Annotated in this window: 17 protein-coding genes; 14 read left to right on the top strand and 3 right to left on the bottom strand. The window is 35.2% G+C overall.

The features are described 5' to 3' along the window. The first annotated feature begins 25 nt into the window (after positions 1-25). The 7 genes from SJY44_RS02775 (at position 26) to SJY44_RS02745 (ending at position 6,723) form a co-directional block, all read left to right on the top strand. The gene (locus tag SJY44_RS02775; protein ID WP_396591185.1) at positions 26-1,270 is read left to right on the top strand and encodes an O-antigen ligase family protein; all 1,245 of its coding nucleotides are present in this window, start codon (positions 26-28) and stop codon (positions 1,268-1,270) included. After that, complete coding sequence (locus SJY44_RS02770) at positions 1,267-2,535, top strand: hypothetical protein (protein ID WP_396591184.1); 1,269 nt, start codon at positions 1,267-1,269, stop codon at positions 2,533-2,535. Before SJY44_RS02775 ends, SJY44_RS02770 begins: the two co-directional genes overlap by 4 nt. Positions 2,536-2,611: 76 nt before the next feature. Further along, positions 2,612-3,118 carry a hypothetical protein gene (locus tag SJY44_RS02765; RefSeq protein ID WP_396591183.1) on the top strand — a complete coding sequence of 169 codons (507 nt, stop codon included), beginning with the start codon at positions 2,612-2,614 and terminating at the stop codon, positions 3,116-3,118. Positions 3,119-3,159: 41 nt separating this feature from the next. Beyond that, a complete protein-coding gene (locus SJY44_RS02760; protein WP_396591182.1) occupies positions 3,160-3,570 on the top strand; it encodes a hypothetical protein in 411 nt (136 codons plus the stop codon). A 339-nt stretch (positions 3,571-3,909) separates the two neighbouring features. Next, positions 3,910-5,025 carry a glycosyltransferase family 4 protein gene (locus SJY44_RS02755; RefSeq protein WP_396591181.1) on the top strand — a complete coding sequence of 372 codons (1,116 nt, stop codon included), beginning with the start codon at positions 3,910-3,912 and terminating at the stop codon, positions 5,023-5,025. Between the two features lie 8 nt (positions 5,026-5,033). Continuing rightward, positions 5,034-5,750, top strand: coding sequence for a hypothetical protein (locus tag SJY44_RS02750; RefSeq protein WP_396591180.1), 717 nt, complete (start codon positions 5,034-5,036; stop codon positions 5,748-5,750). Between the two features lie 61 nt (positions 5,751-5,811). Then, positions 5,812-6,723 (top strand): methionyl-tRNA formyltransferase, encoded by a 912-nt coding sequence (locus tag SJY44_RS02745; RefSeq protein ID WP_396591179.1) that lies wholly within the window; start codon positions 5,812-5,814, stop codon positions 6,721-6,723. 148 nt (positions 6,724-6,871) lie between these two features. Here the strand turns inward: SJY44_RS02745 and SJY44_RS02740 are convergent, their stop codons facing one another. Both SJY44_RS02740 and SJY44_RS02735 read right to left on the bottom strand, forming a co-directional pair. Continuing rightward, complete coding sequence (locus SJY44_RS02740) at positions 6,872-7,243, bottom strand: hypothetical protein (protein ID WP_396591178.1); 372 nt, start codon at positions 7,241-7,243, stop codon at positions 6,872-6,874. Between the two features lie 143 nt (positions 7,244-7,386). Continuing rightward, positions 7,387-7,770, bottom strand: coding sequence for a hypothetical protein (locus tag SJY44_RS02735; RefSeq protein WP_396591177.1), 384 nt, complete (start codon positions 7,768-7,770; stop codon positions 7,387-7,389). Between the two features lie 855 nt (positions 7,771-8,625). Between SJY44_RS02735 and SJY44_RS02730 the strand changes: the two genes are divergently transcribed. The 7 genes from SJY44_RS02730 to purD all read left to right on the top strand — a co-directional run bounded on the left by SJY44_RS02730 (position 8,626) and on the right by purD (position 16,826). Further along, positions 8,626-9,789, top strand: coding sequence for a glycosyltransferase family 2 protein (locus SJY44_RS02730; RefSeq protein WP_396591176.1), 1,164 nt, complete (start codon positions 8,626-8,628; stop codon positions 9,787-9,789). Then, positions 9,786-10,469 carry a class I SAM-dependent methyltransferase gene (locus SJY44_RS02725; protein WP_396591175.1) on the top strand — a complete coding sequence of 228 codons (684 nt, stop codon included), beginning with the start codon at positions 9,786-9,788 and terminating at the stop codon, positions 10,467-10,469. The genes SJY44_RS02730 and SJY44_RS02725 overlap by 4 nt, the downstream gene beginning before the upstream one ends. 4 nt (positions 10,470-10,473) lie before the next feature. Continuing rightward, entirely contained in the window at positions 10,474-12,294 is a 1,821-nt protein-coding gene (locus SJY44_RS02720) for a hypothetical protein (protein ID WP_396591174.1), read from the top strand. An 81-nt stretch (positions 12,295-12,375) separates the two neighbouring features. Further along, positions 12,376-13,113 carry a glycosyltransferase family 2 protein gene (locus SJY44_RS02715; protein WP_396591173.1) on the top strand — a complete coding sequence of 246 codons (738 nt, stop codon included), beginning with the start codon at positions 12,376-12,378 and terminating at the stop codon, positions 13,111-13,113. A gap of 82 nt (positions 13,114-13,195) precedes the next feature. Further along, positions 13,196-14,506, top strand: coding sequence for a sugar transferase (locus SJY44_RS02710; RefSeq protein ID WP_396591172.1), 1,311 nt, complete (start codon positions 13,196-13,198; stop codon positions 14,504-14,506). A gap of 3 nt (positions 14,507-14,509) precedes the next feature. Beyond that, entirely contained in the window at positions 14,510-15,496 is a 987-nt protein-coding gene (locus SJY44_RS02705) for a UDP-glucuronic acid decarboxylase family protein (protein WP_396591171.1), read from the top strand. A gap of 58 nt (positions 15,497-15,554) precedes the next feature. Next, the gene (purD, locus tag SJY44_RS02700) at positions 15,555-16,826 is read left to right on the top strand and encodes a phosphoribosylamine--glycine ligase (protein ID WP_396591170.1); all 1,272 of its coding nucleotides are present in this window, start codon (positions 15,555-15,557) and stop codon (positions 16,824-16,826) included. Here the strand turns inward: purD and SJY44_RS02695 are convergent. Beyond that, entirely contained in the window at positions 16,821-17,042 is a 222-nt protein-coding gene (locus SJY44_RS02695; protein ID WP_396591169.1) for a uracil phosphoribosyltransferase, read from the bottom strand. The two genes, purD and SJY44_RS02695, sit on opposite strands and share 6 nt — an antisense overlap. Positions 17,043-17,066 lie beyond the last annotated feature (24 nt).

The following is a 17,066-nucleotide window of genomic DNA, read 5'->3' as shown; positions in this document are numbered from 1 at the left end:
AACCGAAAACAAATAAGTAGAAACAATGAAAAGGAAAAATGTAAGAGAATCATACTATTTGGGTGCCTTACTTTATGTATTCTTAGTTTCCTTTCCTGAAAAGTTGGTTACTCTGTCTCTAATAGTATGGGTTTTACTGTCTTTGCTGAGTTTTAGAAAAGAAATGCTGCTTAAAAACAAATACTTATTACTTTTACCTGCTTTTTATGTCTTATACTTTGTGGGCTTCTTTACCTCAGAAAACCCTTCATTTAAGTTTTTGGAACATAAACTATCATTTTTGATTTTTCCTCTGATTTTTTTTCTTCACCAGTACTCTGAAAAGCAACGAAAAAGAATGTTACAAGTTTTTGTTTTGGGTTTGGTAGGTTCGGCATTGGTGTGCTTAGGGGTTGCCTGTTTTAATTCCATTGTCTTTCAAGATGGAATCATCCACTTTAAGCCTAACGTTCTGGAAGGTAAAGGTTTTATGGAGTCAATACTCTATGGTGGTAATTATTTTTTTGGTCGGTACTTATCTATATTTCATCAAACGGTATATTATGCATCATACCTATGTGCAGGAATAGCAATTCTGCTGTTTAATCCAAAGTTGTTTCCATCAAAAACACGGTTTGTTATACTAGGGCTTTTTGTTTTGTTTGTTTTTCTAATTTCCAATAAAGCAAGTTTTATTGTGTTGACATTGTTGTTATGCATTCGAGTATTTACTTGGCAAAGCAATAAGGTGAAAAAAACTATAAGTTTCTCCGTTTTTGCCATTATAGTAGCTTCTTTTATTATTATGAACCCAAGAATTAGAGAAAGTTTGACCAAAGTAGCAGATGGCGAGTTGTTATTAAACAAGGAGGCCCGTTATGGTTTTTCAACACGACTCCTAAGCTGGGATGCTGCCATATCACTTATAAAGGAAAAACCTATTTTAGGTTATGGCTATGCAAACACCCAATTGGTTTTAAATAAAAGGTATGAGCAAAAGGGATACACTTATCCATTAATGGAAAAATATAATGCTCATAACCTTTGGCTGCAATCATGGCTGGAAAATGGAATTCTGGCTATATTAATACTGATAAGTATTTTTTACTTTTTGCTCAAACAACAGTTGCCTGGCTTCAGGTATAGCCCTTTGTTACTAACGTTTGTACTTATTCTGTTGGTAAACTCCATGTTTGAAGGTATGTTCAATCGATTTTCTGGTATTTCCTTTTTTTCCTTTTTAGTTTGTTTTATTTTTTCAGCATTGAAAGGAGGGCTATCTAAGAAATGAAATTTAAGCTATCTATATCACATTACTTTGTGCTTTATTTTTTCCTTTTAATGGGGCTCTACCATTACAAGATAAAGACCTATTTCTACTGGCTATATATTGCTGAATTGAAAGATGGTGATTTCGATTTTGCGTTTTTCCAATTTTTCGTTGCGGTGGTTTTGTTTTTTATTAATCTGTTTTTTCTGAACACTTTAAGGAGAACAAAGCTTGTATTCATTGTGCTCTCTATCTTTTTTGCATTACTCACCATACCTTCGTTAATAGCCTTTACTTCTACAGGCATGTACCCAACAGAGTTGCTATGGTATCATCAAGGTTTTTTCTTCGCTTTGTATTTGTTTTCTAAGATTCGAATCGACTTTAGCAAAGTACCAGTAATCAATAAGACTCAGGCGCTGTACCTGTTATTGGGCATTACTTCCATCGGGGTAGTGCCCTATCTAATTATATATGGCCCTCATATCAATCTAAAAAACCTTTTTTTAATTGATGTATATCAGACGAGAGGTGTTATGAGCAAACTCTCCAACCCTTATTTTGGGTATACATATTCGATTTTTACCAAAATAATAATCCCTTTGATTATCGTTTTCAGTCTAGAGCTCAAAAAGAGAATCTGGGTGCTTGTCGGTGCTCTTTATCTTATTCTGTTCTACCTCTTTGGGGCACATAAAGCAGTTTATGGGGGTCTTTTGGTGGTACTTGTTTTTTACAGATTTAGTTATTCACAATCCGTAAAGTTTATCGTAAAGTATTCTGCATTGTTTGCCGTGGCATGTTTGCTTTTGGCCTGGATGAATCTGGACTATCCCTGGATTTTGACCTTCCGAAGAATCCATTTTATTCCAACACTATTGGATATTTGTTATACTGATTTTTTTGATGGGCAACCGTTATATTGGTCTGAGTCCATACTCAAAAGGTTTTTAGAATACCCATATGATGTTAGGCATACCAATTTGATTGGAGAGGTATATTTTAATAGACCTGACATGTCAGCAAACAATGGTTTAATTTCTGATGGCTTTATGAATTTTGGCACTTTAGGGGTGGTAATTAATATTTTTTTGATTTCCATATATTTCATGGTTCTAAATAGCCTGAAAATCCCAGCTAAATATTTTGGTTTATTCGTACTAGTTATATTTTCATTTATTAGTTCTTCGCTTTTCACAGTGCTTTTAACTCATGGAGCCTTTGCACTTTTATTTGTCGCGATTTTTCTACTCAATGATAAAACTGGGGTTAACCAGAACTACTGATTTCGCGCTCCTCAATATTTTAAGAAAACCTCTTTTTGATGAGCAATCATGAACAGACGCCTTCGTTTTATTTTACATGAGACATACTAAAATTCTTACATTATTATTTTTGATTCTGATAGGTCTATCAAATTGTTCTAAAGATGATGGTTTTGATTCTGATATTTTGACTACCATTGAAAGCCCATATATTTTGGAAGCTTTACGGGAGCAAAATAAAACGAGTATAAAGGAGGTCGAATCACTAACAGAACTGAAGTTGACATTAAATGTCAATAAACAAGGAGAAGATTATAGTGACTGGAGATATGATTATAATTTGGAAGAAAGTAATTTGTTAGCAGGGATATCACAATTCAAAAACTTAAAAAAATTAATATTGGTTATAAGAGGAGAACTAACAAGTGATAAAACCAAATTCGCTGACAAGGTACGCTTTGCTATTGCCGAGGATGTTCAACCTAGAATAATTGCTGCAATTGAAAACCTTGATAATCTCGAAGAAATATATTTCAGTTCTCAGTTGAAAATCTGCCAAGTTTGGAGTCATTGCATTTATTTCAAGCATCGATACTTGGAATAACAAAAATCAATTGCCCTAACCTAAAAAAGCTCTACTATTTCATGAAAAGAGGTGATATAGGCACTGATGGTTGGTTATTCGACCCTGCTCTAGCGGATATTGAAGAATTTTATTTTGATTACCAATATTTTGAACCCTTCTCATCATTCGACCCTTCCATCTTAGATTTAAGTGGATTCGCAAATTTGAACAAGTTTTACTATAAATTTTTTGTGCCAGGGGGTGATAGAAATTCTGTGCCTGTAGGTTCAAAACTTAATATTCAGAATGACTTGAAAATTACTGTTGATTTCAGAAATTATTTTGCTGCGACCTTCGAGCAAGGTGATTCAAACAGACTTGCCGTTTGCCTAGATGAAAATATTACTGAAGAGTTTATGAGTAATAACATTCTAATAAAATCTAGACATGGTGATCAAGGCTCTGAAGTTGTGACTTTTAATTGTGATTGAAAAGAACAACGTTAACGTAATTACTAAAAACTGTGTCTTCAATGCCATGCCTTGAATATAGATGTAAGCTGTGAATAGGGCTTAAATTTGCGGGTTCTATGGTTTTTTTTACTGACCAATACATCCGCTGATCTATATCTACCAATTGGCATTGTCAATTGGTTAAGACACCACTCAATTGATTTTCTTCCGGACCCAGTAGTTTAATAAATTCGCGGTCCATTCCATAGATTTCTTTTGGCAGCAAACGCGATCGTTTTGATATAAATTAAAAACTAGTATTGCAATTTAAACATTGCATGTATCTTTGAAACAATCAATGTCAACCCAAGTTTGAATTTGAACACGCCAATTAAAATCTGCCATCTCACAACGGTTCATGTACGTTACGATACCCGCATTTTTGTCAAAGAGTGCAGAGGTCTTGCAAAAAACGGATACGATGTAACCTTAGTGGTTGCCGATGGAAAAGGAAATGAAGAAAAGGATGGAGTCAAAATTTTGGATATTGGCAAACCCTCTGGGCGTATAAAGCGAATGTTATCTTACCACAGAGTAATTCTAAAAAAAGCTTTAGAATTAGATGTGCAAATTTATCATTTTCATGACCCCGAATTACTTAGAATTACCACTGCTTTGGTCAAGAAAGGCAAGGTAGTCATATATGATGCCCATGAAGATGTACCGCGTCAAGTGTTGGACAAGGCTTACATTCCTTCACTCATCCGAAAACCTCTTTCACGTTTCTTGGAATCTTATGAAGATCGAATTATCTCCAAAATTTCAGGAGTTGTTACCGTAACACCAACGTTATTAAATCGATTTCTAAAAAGCAATAAGAAGGTAGTTGAGGTCAGGAATTTTCCTTTAGCGGAAGAGTTTGCAGACGAAAGTTTCCATAATGGGGACAAACAAAATTTCGTTTGTTACGTAGGCGCCATCTCAAAAGTACGCGGAGTCCTTAATATGGTCGATGCTATGCAATATGACAATGGCGCTAGATTTTTGCTTGGAGGTAAATTCGAGAATGAAGATTTGAAAAAGAAAACTACAGAAAGTAAAGGCTGGAAAAATGTTGATGAACTGGGTTTTCTCAATCGCGAACAAGTCAAGAACATGTTACAAAAGTCTGTGGCCGGGTTGGTTCTACTTGAACCAACCCCAAGTTATTTGGAGTGTATTCCGGTTAAAATGTTCGAGTATATGATGTCAGGTATTGCGGTTATCGCCTCAGATTATCCGTATTGGCGTGAACTTGTTGAAGAAGAAAATTGCGCACTTTTTGTAGACCCATTGAACCCGAAAGAAATCAGCGAAGCAATTAAAAGACTAATAGAGGATAAGGAGTTGGCCTCGGAAATGGGAGAAAGAGGTAGAAAGGCGGTTTTAAAAAAATTCAATTGGGGCAATGAAGAACAAGTGTTATTGAACTTTTATGATGGTCTAAATAAATAGAGCTTTAGATGTATACAAAAACAGATTTGAATGATTTCGGTTCTTTTTTGAAGACACTCAAAAATGAGAATTATGAATTTATTTTTTTTAATGAATTATCAAAATCGCATCATCAAGCCATAATAAGACATGATATTGATTTTGACGTCATGGCAGCCTTGGAGACGGCTAAAATAGAACATGAGTTGAATGTTAAAGCGACCTACTTTTTTCTGGTCACCAATGGTAGTTACAATCCTTTTGACAAAGAAAATTTGAACTCTATCAATAAGATAAAAGATTTAGGCCATAAAGTATCCATACATTTTGACCCCACCATTTATGAAGACTTTAAAAAGGGCCTGGAAATGGAAAAACAATGTTTTGAAACTGTTTTCAAAACAGCGGTGGATATAGTTTCCCTTCATAGACCGAATGATTATTTTCAGAACTATAATCAGTCCATATCCGATATTGAACACACCTATATGGAGAAGTACTTTAAGAACATAAAGTATGTTGCTGATTCCGCGGGAACTTTTAGGTATGGCCACCCCTTTAACACGGAAGAGTTTCAATCAGGAAAGTCCTTACACATTCTCATTCACCCTATTTGGTGGATTTACGAAGGAGCTACGAATCATGAAAAGCTAAAGGATTTCTATACCAAAAAGAAAGAGCTCATGAAATCTCACTATGCCTTTAATTGCAAACCATTTAATGAAATCAAGCATGAACTCAACTAAGCAAATCGTTTTATTTGGTTGTAAATCGACCACTAAGTTCATTCTGAAGTATTTAATAAGTTTGAATTACAAAATTCATCTTGTTACCATTGACGAAGAAAAGGGAAAATCTCAAAAGGTAGCTGACTATTTATTTCTAAAGGATTTTTGCCTTGAAAATAGCATAGAAGTATACGTAAGCAATAAATACAGCCTAATATCAGAAGAAGACCTGACGTTTTTTAAAAATCAAAAATTTGACATAGGATTTGTCGTTGGCTGGCAAAGGCTTGTACCAGAAAAAATTCTAAACACATTCTCTGTTGGCGTATTCGGCATGCATGGTAGCCCCATGAACTTACCAAAAGGACGGGGAAGGTCCCCCATGAATTGGTCAATAATCGAGGGGAGAAAAATATTTTATACGAACCTATTCAAGTATGATAGCGGAGCAGACGATGGAGACGTCTTAGACACCTTTAAATTTCAAGTAACTGACTCCGACACCGGAGAGACAATGCATTTTAAAAATACATTGGCAATGAAATATTTGATTCAAAAGAATATTGACAATTTGGTTAATCAGAATTTTACGTTGACAAAGCAACCCAATACTATACCCACCTATTATCCTAAACGCACGGAATCGGATAGCATAATTGATTGGGGAGATGATATTTTCAATATTGAGCGCCTTATACGCGCGGTTACTAAACCTTTTAACGGGGCATATTCTTTCATCAAAAACAACAAAGTCATTATATATAGAGCTGCGATTTTTGATTTTCAAGATTTTGGATATGAAAATATAATGCCCGGTCAAATACTTGAAGTTTTTGACAACGATAAATTTCTTGTTAAAGCTTATGGAGGCCTTTTACTTGTACATGAATTTCATTCTGAGATAGAAATCGACTCAGGAGCTATGTTTTCAAATAACAATATTGACAGTGTATTTGAACATAATAAATATGGCTTTCATGATTTAGAATAGTTATAAGATAAATCTAGTTTTTGTTAAAATCTGAACTTATAGGGCAAGCGATTTCTATTTATAACCATATCGTATCTCAGTAGGTCCATGGTCTCCTAAGTAGTTTTCATTCTTTGATTCCGTGGGATATTCGAAAGCGTTTATTGCATTAACATAGTTCTGGAGATTCCAAAGATTCACCACCGGTTTCTGTAAATGGTTTAAGGGGCACACTGTATGGAGAGTCTAAATAGCCAAAATCAGCAAATAATTTATAATACGGGTTTAATGCACTGTCTATAATTGGCTTATAACATGTAGCTCGATTTGCAACTACAGTGTCATTACAGTTTAATAATCCGCCATGTGTAGAGAACCAAGATGATGTTTGGAAAATAGAATCGTCTAATTTCTCAATAATTTTTAGTTCGTAGGTATAGCTTATTTCACCAACGTAATCTTTTGGTACAATTTCAATTTGGGTTATTTCATTAGTACTGTTAAAGCTGTAATAAAATGTCTGATTTACAACTTCGTTCATTGTAGATGATTCAACATTTCCAAAGGAATCATAATTAACAAAAAATGTTCGATAATAAGAGTTATTGTTTGTTACAATTGTCAGTGTTTGGTCACTATTCTTTATAAAAACTTGGTTATTTTCATATTCAAAAATGGTCGAATTTAAATAGGAGGTGTCTTTAAAAGACCGTATTTCTGAAATCTTACCATTTTCATTGTAAATGAACAACTCAAATGAAGTTGTCTGAATAGGCTCCTCAAATATACCGTAGTAACAAGTGAAGAGTTATTTACAGATAGCTTAAACTTTGAGACAACGTCAAAAACCAATTCATCTGAAAAATCAAAAGATGAGTTGAAATTTGGAGTTATTGATGCATTTTCTGAAACCACCACATCTGGAGTGAAATTAAAATCCACCGAATCAAAAGAAAAAGTCAAACTTATTGTATTATTTTGATTATCAATTATGCCTTCGATATTAGCTGTAATATTTGAATTGTTTTCGACTAAAAGGCTAAATTCAATAATCAAATTATCCTTCACTAAATTATCCTCATTGTTACCTCGTTGGCAAGATAAAAACAGCAGCAATAATAAAAAATAGTAGCGATCCAATTCTCATATGTAATTATTTGTAACTATAATGTTAAATAAACAACGTAAGCAAAACCCTACTATTGTACGGTTACCTAGTTTTAGTTTATGTTGATTAATATGCTGGTAAATTGGAAATATCCTGATTTTATACCCACCTCCTTTCGTAGTATTAGAAAAGCAGTATTTTAAGTTCCTAAATTTGTATACTTCACAATTTTTGAAGGTAAGATAGAATCACTAATACCCTTAAGGTTTTATCTTGAATACTATTCATTTAGGATTGAAGATGATAGAGCTTCTATCCAAAATCTTATGTGCTTTGAAACATTTGTAGGATGCTTACAATATTAATCGTCATATTAGCAGTCTTTGAGAATGCTGAAGCTTTTAATCAAGAGATTGGCACCTAGAATATAAGTAAGGTGACCGCAATGGAATACCTGTTTTTAATGCGGACGTTTCAACAGCAAACTATGGCGCTATATTATCAGGTTGGTCTGAGCAACAACCTACAAACCGACATTGCTTTAGGTGCCCATGGCATGCGTTATTGTGATGAAGGTGAAGCCACCTGAGCAATTCTTAATGATATGGGGTGGACCATCAGCGGGGATGCTAGAAGTGATACCAGTAATTAACTAATAATATTAATTCAATTTCTATGCCTCTCTCAACTCATTTTTACATACTGTGAGGCATTTTGAAATGGGATATTTCCTACTCTAATTTTTATCAGTGTTACTTAAAGGTGTAACTTTATAGCTTTGAACGTTTCCCAAAAAACTGAAACAACCAACCGATATGACAGAACCTGAAATTGAACTTTCTATTGTGATGCCTTGTTTAGATGAGGCGGAAACTTTAGAAATTTGCATTAAAAAAGCCCACACTTTCTTGGAAAAAACCGGTGTTAACGGAGAAGTTGTTATCTCTGATAACGGCAGTACAGACGGCTCCCAAGAAATTGTGAAAACTAACGGTGCGAGACTCGTACATGCATCTGAAAAAGGCTATGGAGCAGCACTACAGGTGGGCATTACCAACGCAAGAGGTAAATATGTTATTATGGGTGATGCCGATGATAGCTACGATTTTCTAAGTTTAATGAATTATGTTGAAAAACTTAGAGAAGGCTATGATTTGGTCATGGGCAATCGATTTAAGGGCGGAGTGAAAAAAGGAGCAATGCCTTTTCTTCATAAATATTTAGGTAACCCGGTGTTATCCTTTATAGGGAGATTGTTTTTTAAAATACCGATTCGAGATTTTCACTGTGGCTTGAGGGGCTTTTCAAAAGATGCCTTTGAAAGAATGGAACTTTATACCACAGGAATGGAATTCGCCTCGGAAATGGTTGTTAAAGCCGCTCTTCATAAAATGAAAATTACCGAAGTACCTACGGTATTGTCACCTGATGGTAGAACCCGACCACCTCACTTGAGAACTTGGAGAGATGGGTGGAGGCATCTACGTTTTTTATTGATGTTCTCTCCCAATTGGTTGTTTTTGTTTCCAGGGGTTCTTCTTACGATCATTTCGGCCATATTTGGGTCTATCGTCATTTTGAAACCCTTCGAACTAGAGGGTGTTACCTTTGATATTCATACGTCTATTATTTTGGCTTTTACCTTGATTATCGGGGTTCAGCTTATTTTCTTCCACTACTTTGTTAAAATATATAGCGTGGTAAGCGGTCTCACGCCAGAAACCAAAAACTTTAATAAGCTATTCGATTATTTTAATCTGGAACGAGGCCTGATAGTGGGTGCCTTGCTGTTTATAATAGGCTTGGTTCTCATGGGCCTCAATTTTTATAACTGGAGCTCCCTTGGTTTTGGAGATTTAGACCCGGTGATTTTCGTTCGAAAAGTATTACTGGCAGTAATCCCATTTACTTTGGGCATTCAAATAATGATTTTTAGTTTTATGTTTAGTATTATCGGTATTAAAAGAAAGGTAATATGAGTTCTCCAATAGCAAAGAGTAAAAAGAGTTTTTTCGACAAATTGCTCATCTCCTTCCATAGAAAAACCTCTCATAATAGTAGAATCGAGATTTTGTCTGACTTGATTTTCAAAGACCTACGGTTTTTGATGGAAAAAGAGAATTTAGAGAGCATTAAATGCTTGGATATTGGCTGTGGCGATTTGACCCTCAGTGAATCTATTTCTGAAAAAGACAGCGCTATTAGTTTCACCGGGATTGATATACATGAAGTACCCGAAGCGCTTAAAGATGTTGGAAAATGGAAAAATTACGTCCATTTTGACGGAAAAAACATGCCCTTTGATGACAATTCGTTTGATTCCGCTTTGTTCAGCGATGTACTGCATCATGATTATGAAAATATTGAGATTTTGTTAAAAGAAGCGAAGCGAGTGTCTAAGTACATCGTGATAAAAGACCATTTTGAATACGGCTTCTTTTCAAGAAAAATTTTACAGTTAGCTGATATCATCGGAAATTATGGCTATGGCATATCTATTCCAAAGCGATACCTTTCATTGAAGTCGTATGACAAGTGTATTTCCGAATGTGGTCTTACTGAAGTAAAGCGTTTGACCCCTATACATTTATATGACCATAGCCCTTTAGTGAAAATAATCTTCAAGTCTAAATACCAGTTCATTAGCATTTTAAAGTAAAAAAATGAACAGATTAAAAAGTGTTTTAATGAGTAAAGGCGCTCTGTTTTTCACTATAGCAATGGTAATCGTTCAAATGGGTCTTTACGATAACTTTTGGAATGTAGCGGACCAAAATTGGTTCGACGATTTTCAAGTAAGTTCAGAAAGTCTTGTTCTCGGTCGTTTGGCCGCCTCGGAACGCGAAGGCACCTCTTTCAAAGCAGGCCTTTTAGGGCGTTATTTCATTGAGGAGGGTAATCTATGGCTTAATCAATATGACTTCTATCAAAATAAAGAAGTTGTATTAGAAAAAGAAACATTTCGTACCTATAAAAGTCAAATTGGAGGTCAAGGATTTATTTTCTCTCTTCTATCCAGTGTTTCTCCTTTTTCCAACGAAATTAATCTTAAGATATTCAAGTTTTGTTCCGCATTATTATTTGCATTTATCTTGACGTTGTTTCTTTTGTGGGTTTATAAAAAATATGGATTGTTTTCAGCTGTAATTACGTTGTTTCTTTTTTTGATTTCGCACTGGCTTACAGTTTTTGGAAGAAATTTGTACTGGGTAGTAGGTGTTTTATATGTGCCTTTTATCGTGATGCTTTTTATTCTTAGTAGGGAAAGTACAAAAAAACGTATAGATCTTACCTTAAAAAAACTAGCTATAATAGCATTTGTATTAGTTTTAATTAAATGTCTTTTCAGCGGGTTTGAACTCATTACAACAAGCCTTATAATGTTTGTAATGCCCTTTGTATACTATGCTGTTTTAAATAAATGGAAATGGAAGACTTTTTCTTTAAGACTTTTAAGTGTGACGCTAGGTTCACTGGTCGCAGTTTTTTTGTACTTTTTTGTGTTGACATATCAGCTGTCACTGATTAGAGGCAGTTTTGCCAAGGGTTTTGAGCATATTGTCTATAGTTTTCTAAAAAGAACATCGGGTAATAGTGGCGATTTCTCAGAGGCATATCAGCAATCATTGGAAAGCACGGTGCCAATGGTGTTAGAAAAATATTGGAATGGCATTGCAATTGATTTAAACACCTACATCAGCACAGATTGGGCTAGCCTTATTAGAATAGATTTTGGCGAACTGATTTTAATATTCATTATTTTTTCACTTTTATCACAGTTGCCAAAAAAGATATCCCCTTCAATATGGGCCAAGTCAAAGGCAAATAGCGCGTTGATAATTGTAATGTGGCTTTCTAGTGCTGCGGCACTGTCATGGTTGGTTATTTTCAAAGGGCATTCCTATATTCATACGCACACTAATTTTATAGTTTGGTATATGCCTTTCTGTTTATTCGGATTTGCAACGATAGGAAGCATAACATCGTCGGTTTTTACAGATGTTTTTGACTTTTATAAAAAGACAAATCGGAAAAATAAAATAATCGGAAAGATTGCTTTAGGAGCTCTGATTGTTGGTGTTGTTTTTGCTCAAAAGGAAAGTATAGAGCAATATAAAACTTTGAAAGAAGTCCGAAACAAAAAAAACCTATTAGCGAGTGAGGCGGGATTTGATGTTTATTTATTCAAAAATAAACTATGGTACTTTAAAGATAAAGCAAATGCAGCTCAGATGAATACCAGGTTCTTTTTGCATATTGTTCCAGACAGAACTGAAGACCTACCTGAGAAAAGACAAAAGTATGATTTTGACAATCTTGACTTCAATTATGAAGATACGAGCTTAGAATTGCCTTGGTGGTATGGTAACAGTAATTTTTTGGCAGCGGTTATAGAACTTCCTGATTATAAAAAAAAGACAGTTAGAACTGGTCAATATGCCAATAGGCAAATTATATGGGAAACAAGTTTTCAACCCTATTGAAGTGCAATGAGCCTTATGGGATTTTAATTTTTCAAAAATAATTCGGTTCAAAATGCAGCGCAATTGAAAAAGTAAAGAGGTATGATCTCAATAATAACTCCTGTATATAACTCAGAAAAGTATCTAAAGAAGAGCATAGTATCTGTACAAGCACAAACTCATACCGATTGGGAGCATATCCTAGTAGATGATTGTTCTTCCGATGATAGTGAGGCACTAATAAAATCCTTTCAAGAAAAAGATAACCGAATCAAGTACCATCGCCTTGATAAAAACAGTGGCGCCGGTATTGCAAGAAACAAAGCCATTGAAATGGCTCAAGGAGATTATGTCGCTTTTTTGGATAGTGATGATCAATGGTATCCAGAAAAATTGGAGAAGCAATTGAATTTCATGCAAGAGAACGGTTATCACTTTTCGTTTACCGATTACGATATGGTTGACGAGGCGGGTAAAAAGTTAGCCAAATATGTAAAATGTAAACCTGTGGTCACCTATAAAAGTGCTTTATACAAAAACCCAATAGGTTGCTTGACTGTGATTTATGATGTCAATTTCTATGGAAAACAATACATGCCATCCATTCGTAAGCGTCAAGATTACGCCCTTTGGCTGCATTTACTAAAAAAAACCGATGGATATGGTTTAAATGAATGTTTGGCCAGTTATCGTTCGGGTAATGAATCCATTTCGGCCAACAAATTGGATTTGGTCAAATACGAATGGAAAATTTATCGTGAAATAGAAGGTTTGTCATGGTTCAAATCGGCATTTTATTTGCTTTCTGCAGTTGTTTTGAAATTGAAAAGTTACTTTTGAGTATTTTGAAATTTTGTACTTAATGGCAAGACCTTCAATTTTAAATTCAATAGAAAGGAAGTTTATTCTCTTAATCGGCGACATGCTGATTATTTTGGCTTCTCTCAATCTATTTGTAAATCATGCCATAGATGAAGAATTCATTTCTTTTGTGCTAAAAACCTCTGTATTTGTCTTTGGGGTTTCCACATACCTTATCCTTTCCTATATTTTAGACTTTTACAATTTGGAAAAGGTTGCAAGAAAAAGATACATCTTATCACAATCCGTATATATAACCGCCATATTTGTTTTTCTAGTTTTTATTTTCACTGTTTTCACTTTTGATGTTAGTTTTTGGAGGATACCCCTTCTCTCTTTTTTGCTGTTAACACCTATCGAAATTTGGCTTTGGAGATTACTTTTCAGCAATGTATTTAGAATAATACCTACCATAAAAAATGTGCTTTATATCTATGACCAAAACTCCATTGCTGATTTAAAGAACAACACCGAGAACATAAATGGTGCGGGAATCAAAACCTTTTATAAGGTGAAACTAACACATCAAATGGAGGATAACAACTCTATTGAATTCAAAAAGAGGTTTCATGATGCATCTAAAAAAATAGACACATGGATTTTGAATGTAAAGGACTATAACAAAATCCCCAAGACGCTTGAAAATTTGTTGCTAGACTCTATTTTGAGAGGTAGTGAAGTCATATCATATACTTCATTTTATGAAAATGTATATGAAGCACTTCCAATTAAGTCACATTATCATAGTTTTTACGAAATTCTACAAGTCAGAAATAAAAAGATAAGGTACCTACAACTCTTATTTAGTTATGTAGTTAATTTTCTATTATCACTTTTTGTAGGCCTAATATTTGTTGCGGTTTGCCCTTTTGTATTTTTTTTAAATCTTTTTTTTAATCGAGGTCCTCTTTTCTATACCCAGTTAAGAGTAGGTCAACATGGCAAAGAATTTAAAATCTACAAGTTTAGATCGATGATAACTAATGCTGAGATTACTGGAGCTCAAATGGCAAAAAAAAATGACAATCGCATTACCCCATTTGGAAAAGTATTAAGAGCATTTCGAATTGATGAATTGCCTCAGATTCTGTCAGTTATTTTTGGAGATATGCAATTTATTGGGCCAAGACCTGAGAGAAAAATCTTTGTTGATCAACTTAATGATATAACCCCATTTTATAGTGTAAGACATTTGTTTAAACCTGGTATTACAGGTTGGGCACAAGTCAAATACAAGTATGGAGAAGATTTACAGGATTCAATACGAAAGTTGGAATATGACTTGTATTACATAAAGAACAAATCTATTACATTAGACATGCGGATAATTTTTAAAACTGTAACCACGGTTTTATTCTCCAGAGGAGTATAACTTATGAAAAAAACCCTAATAACAGGCGCAGCGGGCTTCCTTGGCTCACATCTTTGCGATAGATTTATAGCCGAAGGCCATCACGTAATTGGGATGGATAATCTTATTACAGGAGATCTCAAAAACATTGAGCATCTGTTTCCACATGAGCGTTTTGAATTCCATCACCATGACGTTTCAACTTTCGTGCATATAGGAGGAGATTTGGATTACATCCTGCACTTTGCATCTCCGGCAAGTCCAATTGATTATTTAAAGATTCCGATTGAAACCCTAAAAGTAGGTTCCCTGGGCACCTTGAATTTGTTAGGTCTTGCCAAGGAAAAAGATGCCAGGATTCTGGTGGCATCAACCTCAGAAGTATATGGAGATCCTTTAGTACATCCGCAGAATGAAGAGTACTATGGCAATGTAAGTCCTATTGGACCTAGAGGGGTATATGATGAGGCCAAACGTTTTATGGAGTCAATAACCATGGCGTATCATACTCATCATGGATTGGATACCCGTATCGTTCGCATTTTTAATACCTATGGTTCAAGAATGCGCTTGAATGATGGGCGAGTGGTTCCAGCCTTTATGGGGCAAGCGCTTCGGGGTGAGGATTTAACGGTTTTTGGAGATGGGTCCCAAACAAGATCTTTTACGTATATAGATGATCAGGTTGAAGGCATCTATCGCTTATTGATGAGCAACTACCATCTTCCCGTCAACATAGGTAATCCAGATGAAACCACAATTCTGGAATTCGCTGAGGAAATCATTAAGCTTACCGGAACAGATCAAAAAATAATATTCAAACCATTGCCTCAGGATGATCCTTTGCAGCGTCAACCTGATATCACTAGGGCCAAGGAAATTTTGGATTGGGAACCTAAAGTGCATCGTTCAGAAGGGCTAAAAATGGTATATGAATACTTCAAATCGCTATCACCAGAGGAATTACATGGCAAGGAGCATCGTGATTTTTCACATTTGAATGGGAAATAAATACTGATATCGGATATCCGATATCTGAATTGGTTTATTTTAGCCAAAATTTTGATTGATGAACATTCTAGTCCTTGGCTCAGGGGGTCGCGAACATGCGATAGCCCTTAAAATCTCACAAAGCACTAAACTTGAACAACTGTTTGTTGCACCAGGCAATGCAGGCACTTCAGAAATTGCAACCAATGTTGAAGTTGGGGTAAACGATTTTGAAAGTATTAAAGCATTGGTTTTGGCCGAAAAGATAGATTTGGTTGTGGTTGGTCCAGAGGATCCATTAGTGAATGGAGTTCATGATTTTTTCTTGAATGATGATGCGCTAAAAGATGTTTCAGTCATAGGGCCACAACAAGCTGCTGCAGAACTGGAAGGGAGTAAAGAATTTGCCAAAGAGTTTATGATGCGCCATCAGATTCCAACAGCTGCATATGAAAGTTTTACTTCAGAAACGGTAGAGAAAGGATACGCCTTTTTGGAAACATTAAAACCGCCATACGTTCTTAAAGCTGATGGATTAGCTGCTGGCAAAGGGGTGTTGATTCTTCAAGAGTTGGATGAAGCAAAAGCAGAGCTTAAATCCATGTTATTGGATTCCAAGTTTGGTTTCGCTAGTGCAACCGTGGTGATTGAGGAATTTTTGGACGGGATAGAATTAAGCTGTTTTGTGCTAACTGATGGCACAAATTATAAAATACTTCCTACCGCAAAAGATTACAAACGCATTGGTGAAGGAGACACGGGCCTTAACACAGGGGGCATGGGAGCCATTTCCCCGGTTCCTTTTGCAGACGAATCCTTTTTACATAAAATAGAGCAACAAGTAGTGAAGCCTACCGTAGAAGGTCTTAAAAAGGATAATTTACCATATGTAGGATTCATCTTTATAGGATTGATAAAAGTTGAGGAAGAACCAAAGGTCATAGAGTACAATGTACGCATGGGTGACCCAGAGACTGAGGTTGTTGTTCCTAGAATTAAAAATGATTTGGTTGATATCCTTACAGCGATGGCCAAAGGAAAATTAAATGAAATCAATCTTGATATAGATCAAAGAACCGCTACAACGGTAATGGCGGTTTCGGGAGGTTATCCAGAAACGTATGAAAAAGGAAAAGAAATCACAGGGATTGAGAATATAAAAGATTCCTTGGTCTTTCATGCTGGAACAAAGAAAAGTGACGGAAAGGTGGTTACCAACGGAGGGCGTGTTATTGCCATTACTTCCCTTGGAAATGATTTTCAGGAAGCACTACAAAAATCCTATCAAAATATAGAAAAATTACATTTTGATCGAATGTACTACAGAAAAGACCTCGGGTTCGATTTATAGATAGGAATGGGAGGTAATACTCTTGTCCTCTTCACCGCTATCGTTGAAAATTTTCAACTGGTTCATCCAATAGACCATGGCTACAAAACCAATAATTGCAAAAATCCAGTTTACAGCGTTAGAAGACCACCAACTTTGCATAAAACGGAAAAAATCATAAGGAGCAAAAAGACCATTTACAAATAAGTCTTCAATGCCGTAAAAAAACTTGCTCATCTTAGCTATATTTACTTTACAAAA

It is taken from the genome of Allomuricauda sp. R78024, from assembly GCF_044596045.1.
Lineage (GTDB): Bacteria > Bacteroidota > Bacteroidia > Flavobacteriales > Flavobacteriaceae > Flagellimonas.
Note: the sequence above shows the minus strand (reverse complement) of the source record. Positions and strands in the feature narration are given on the sequence as shown.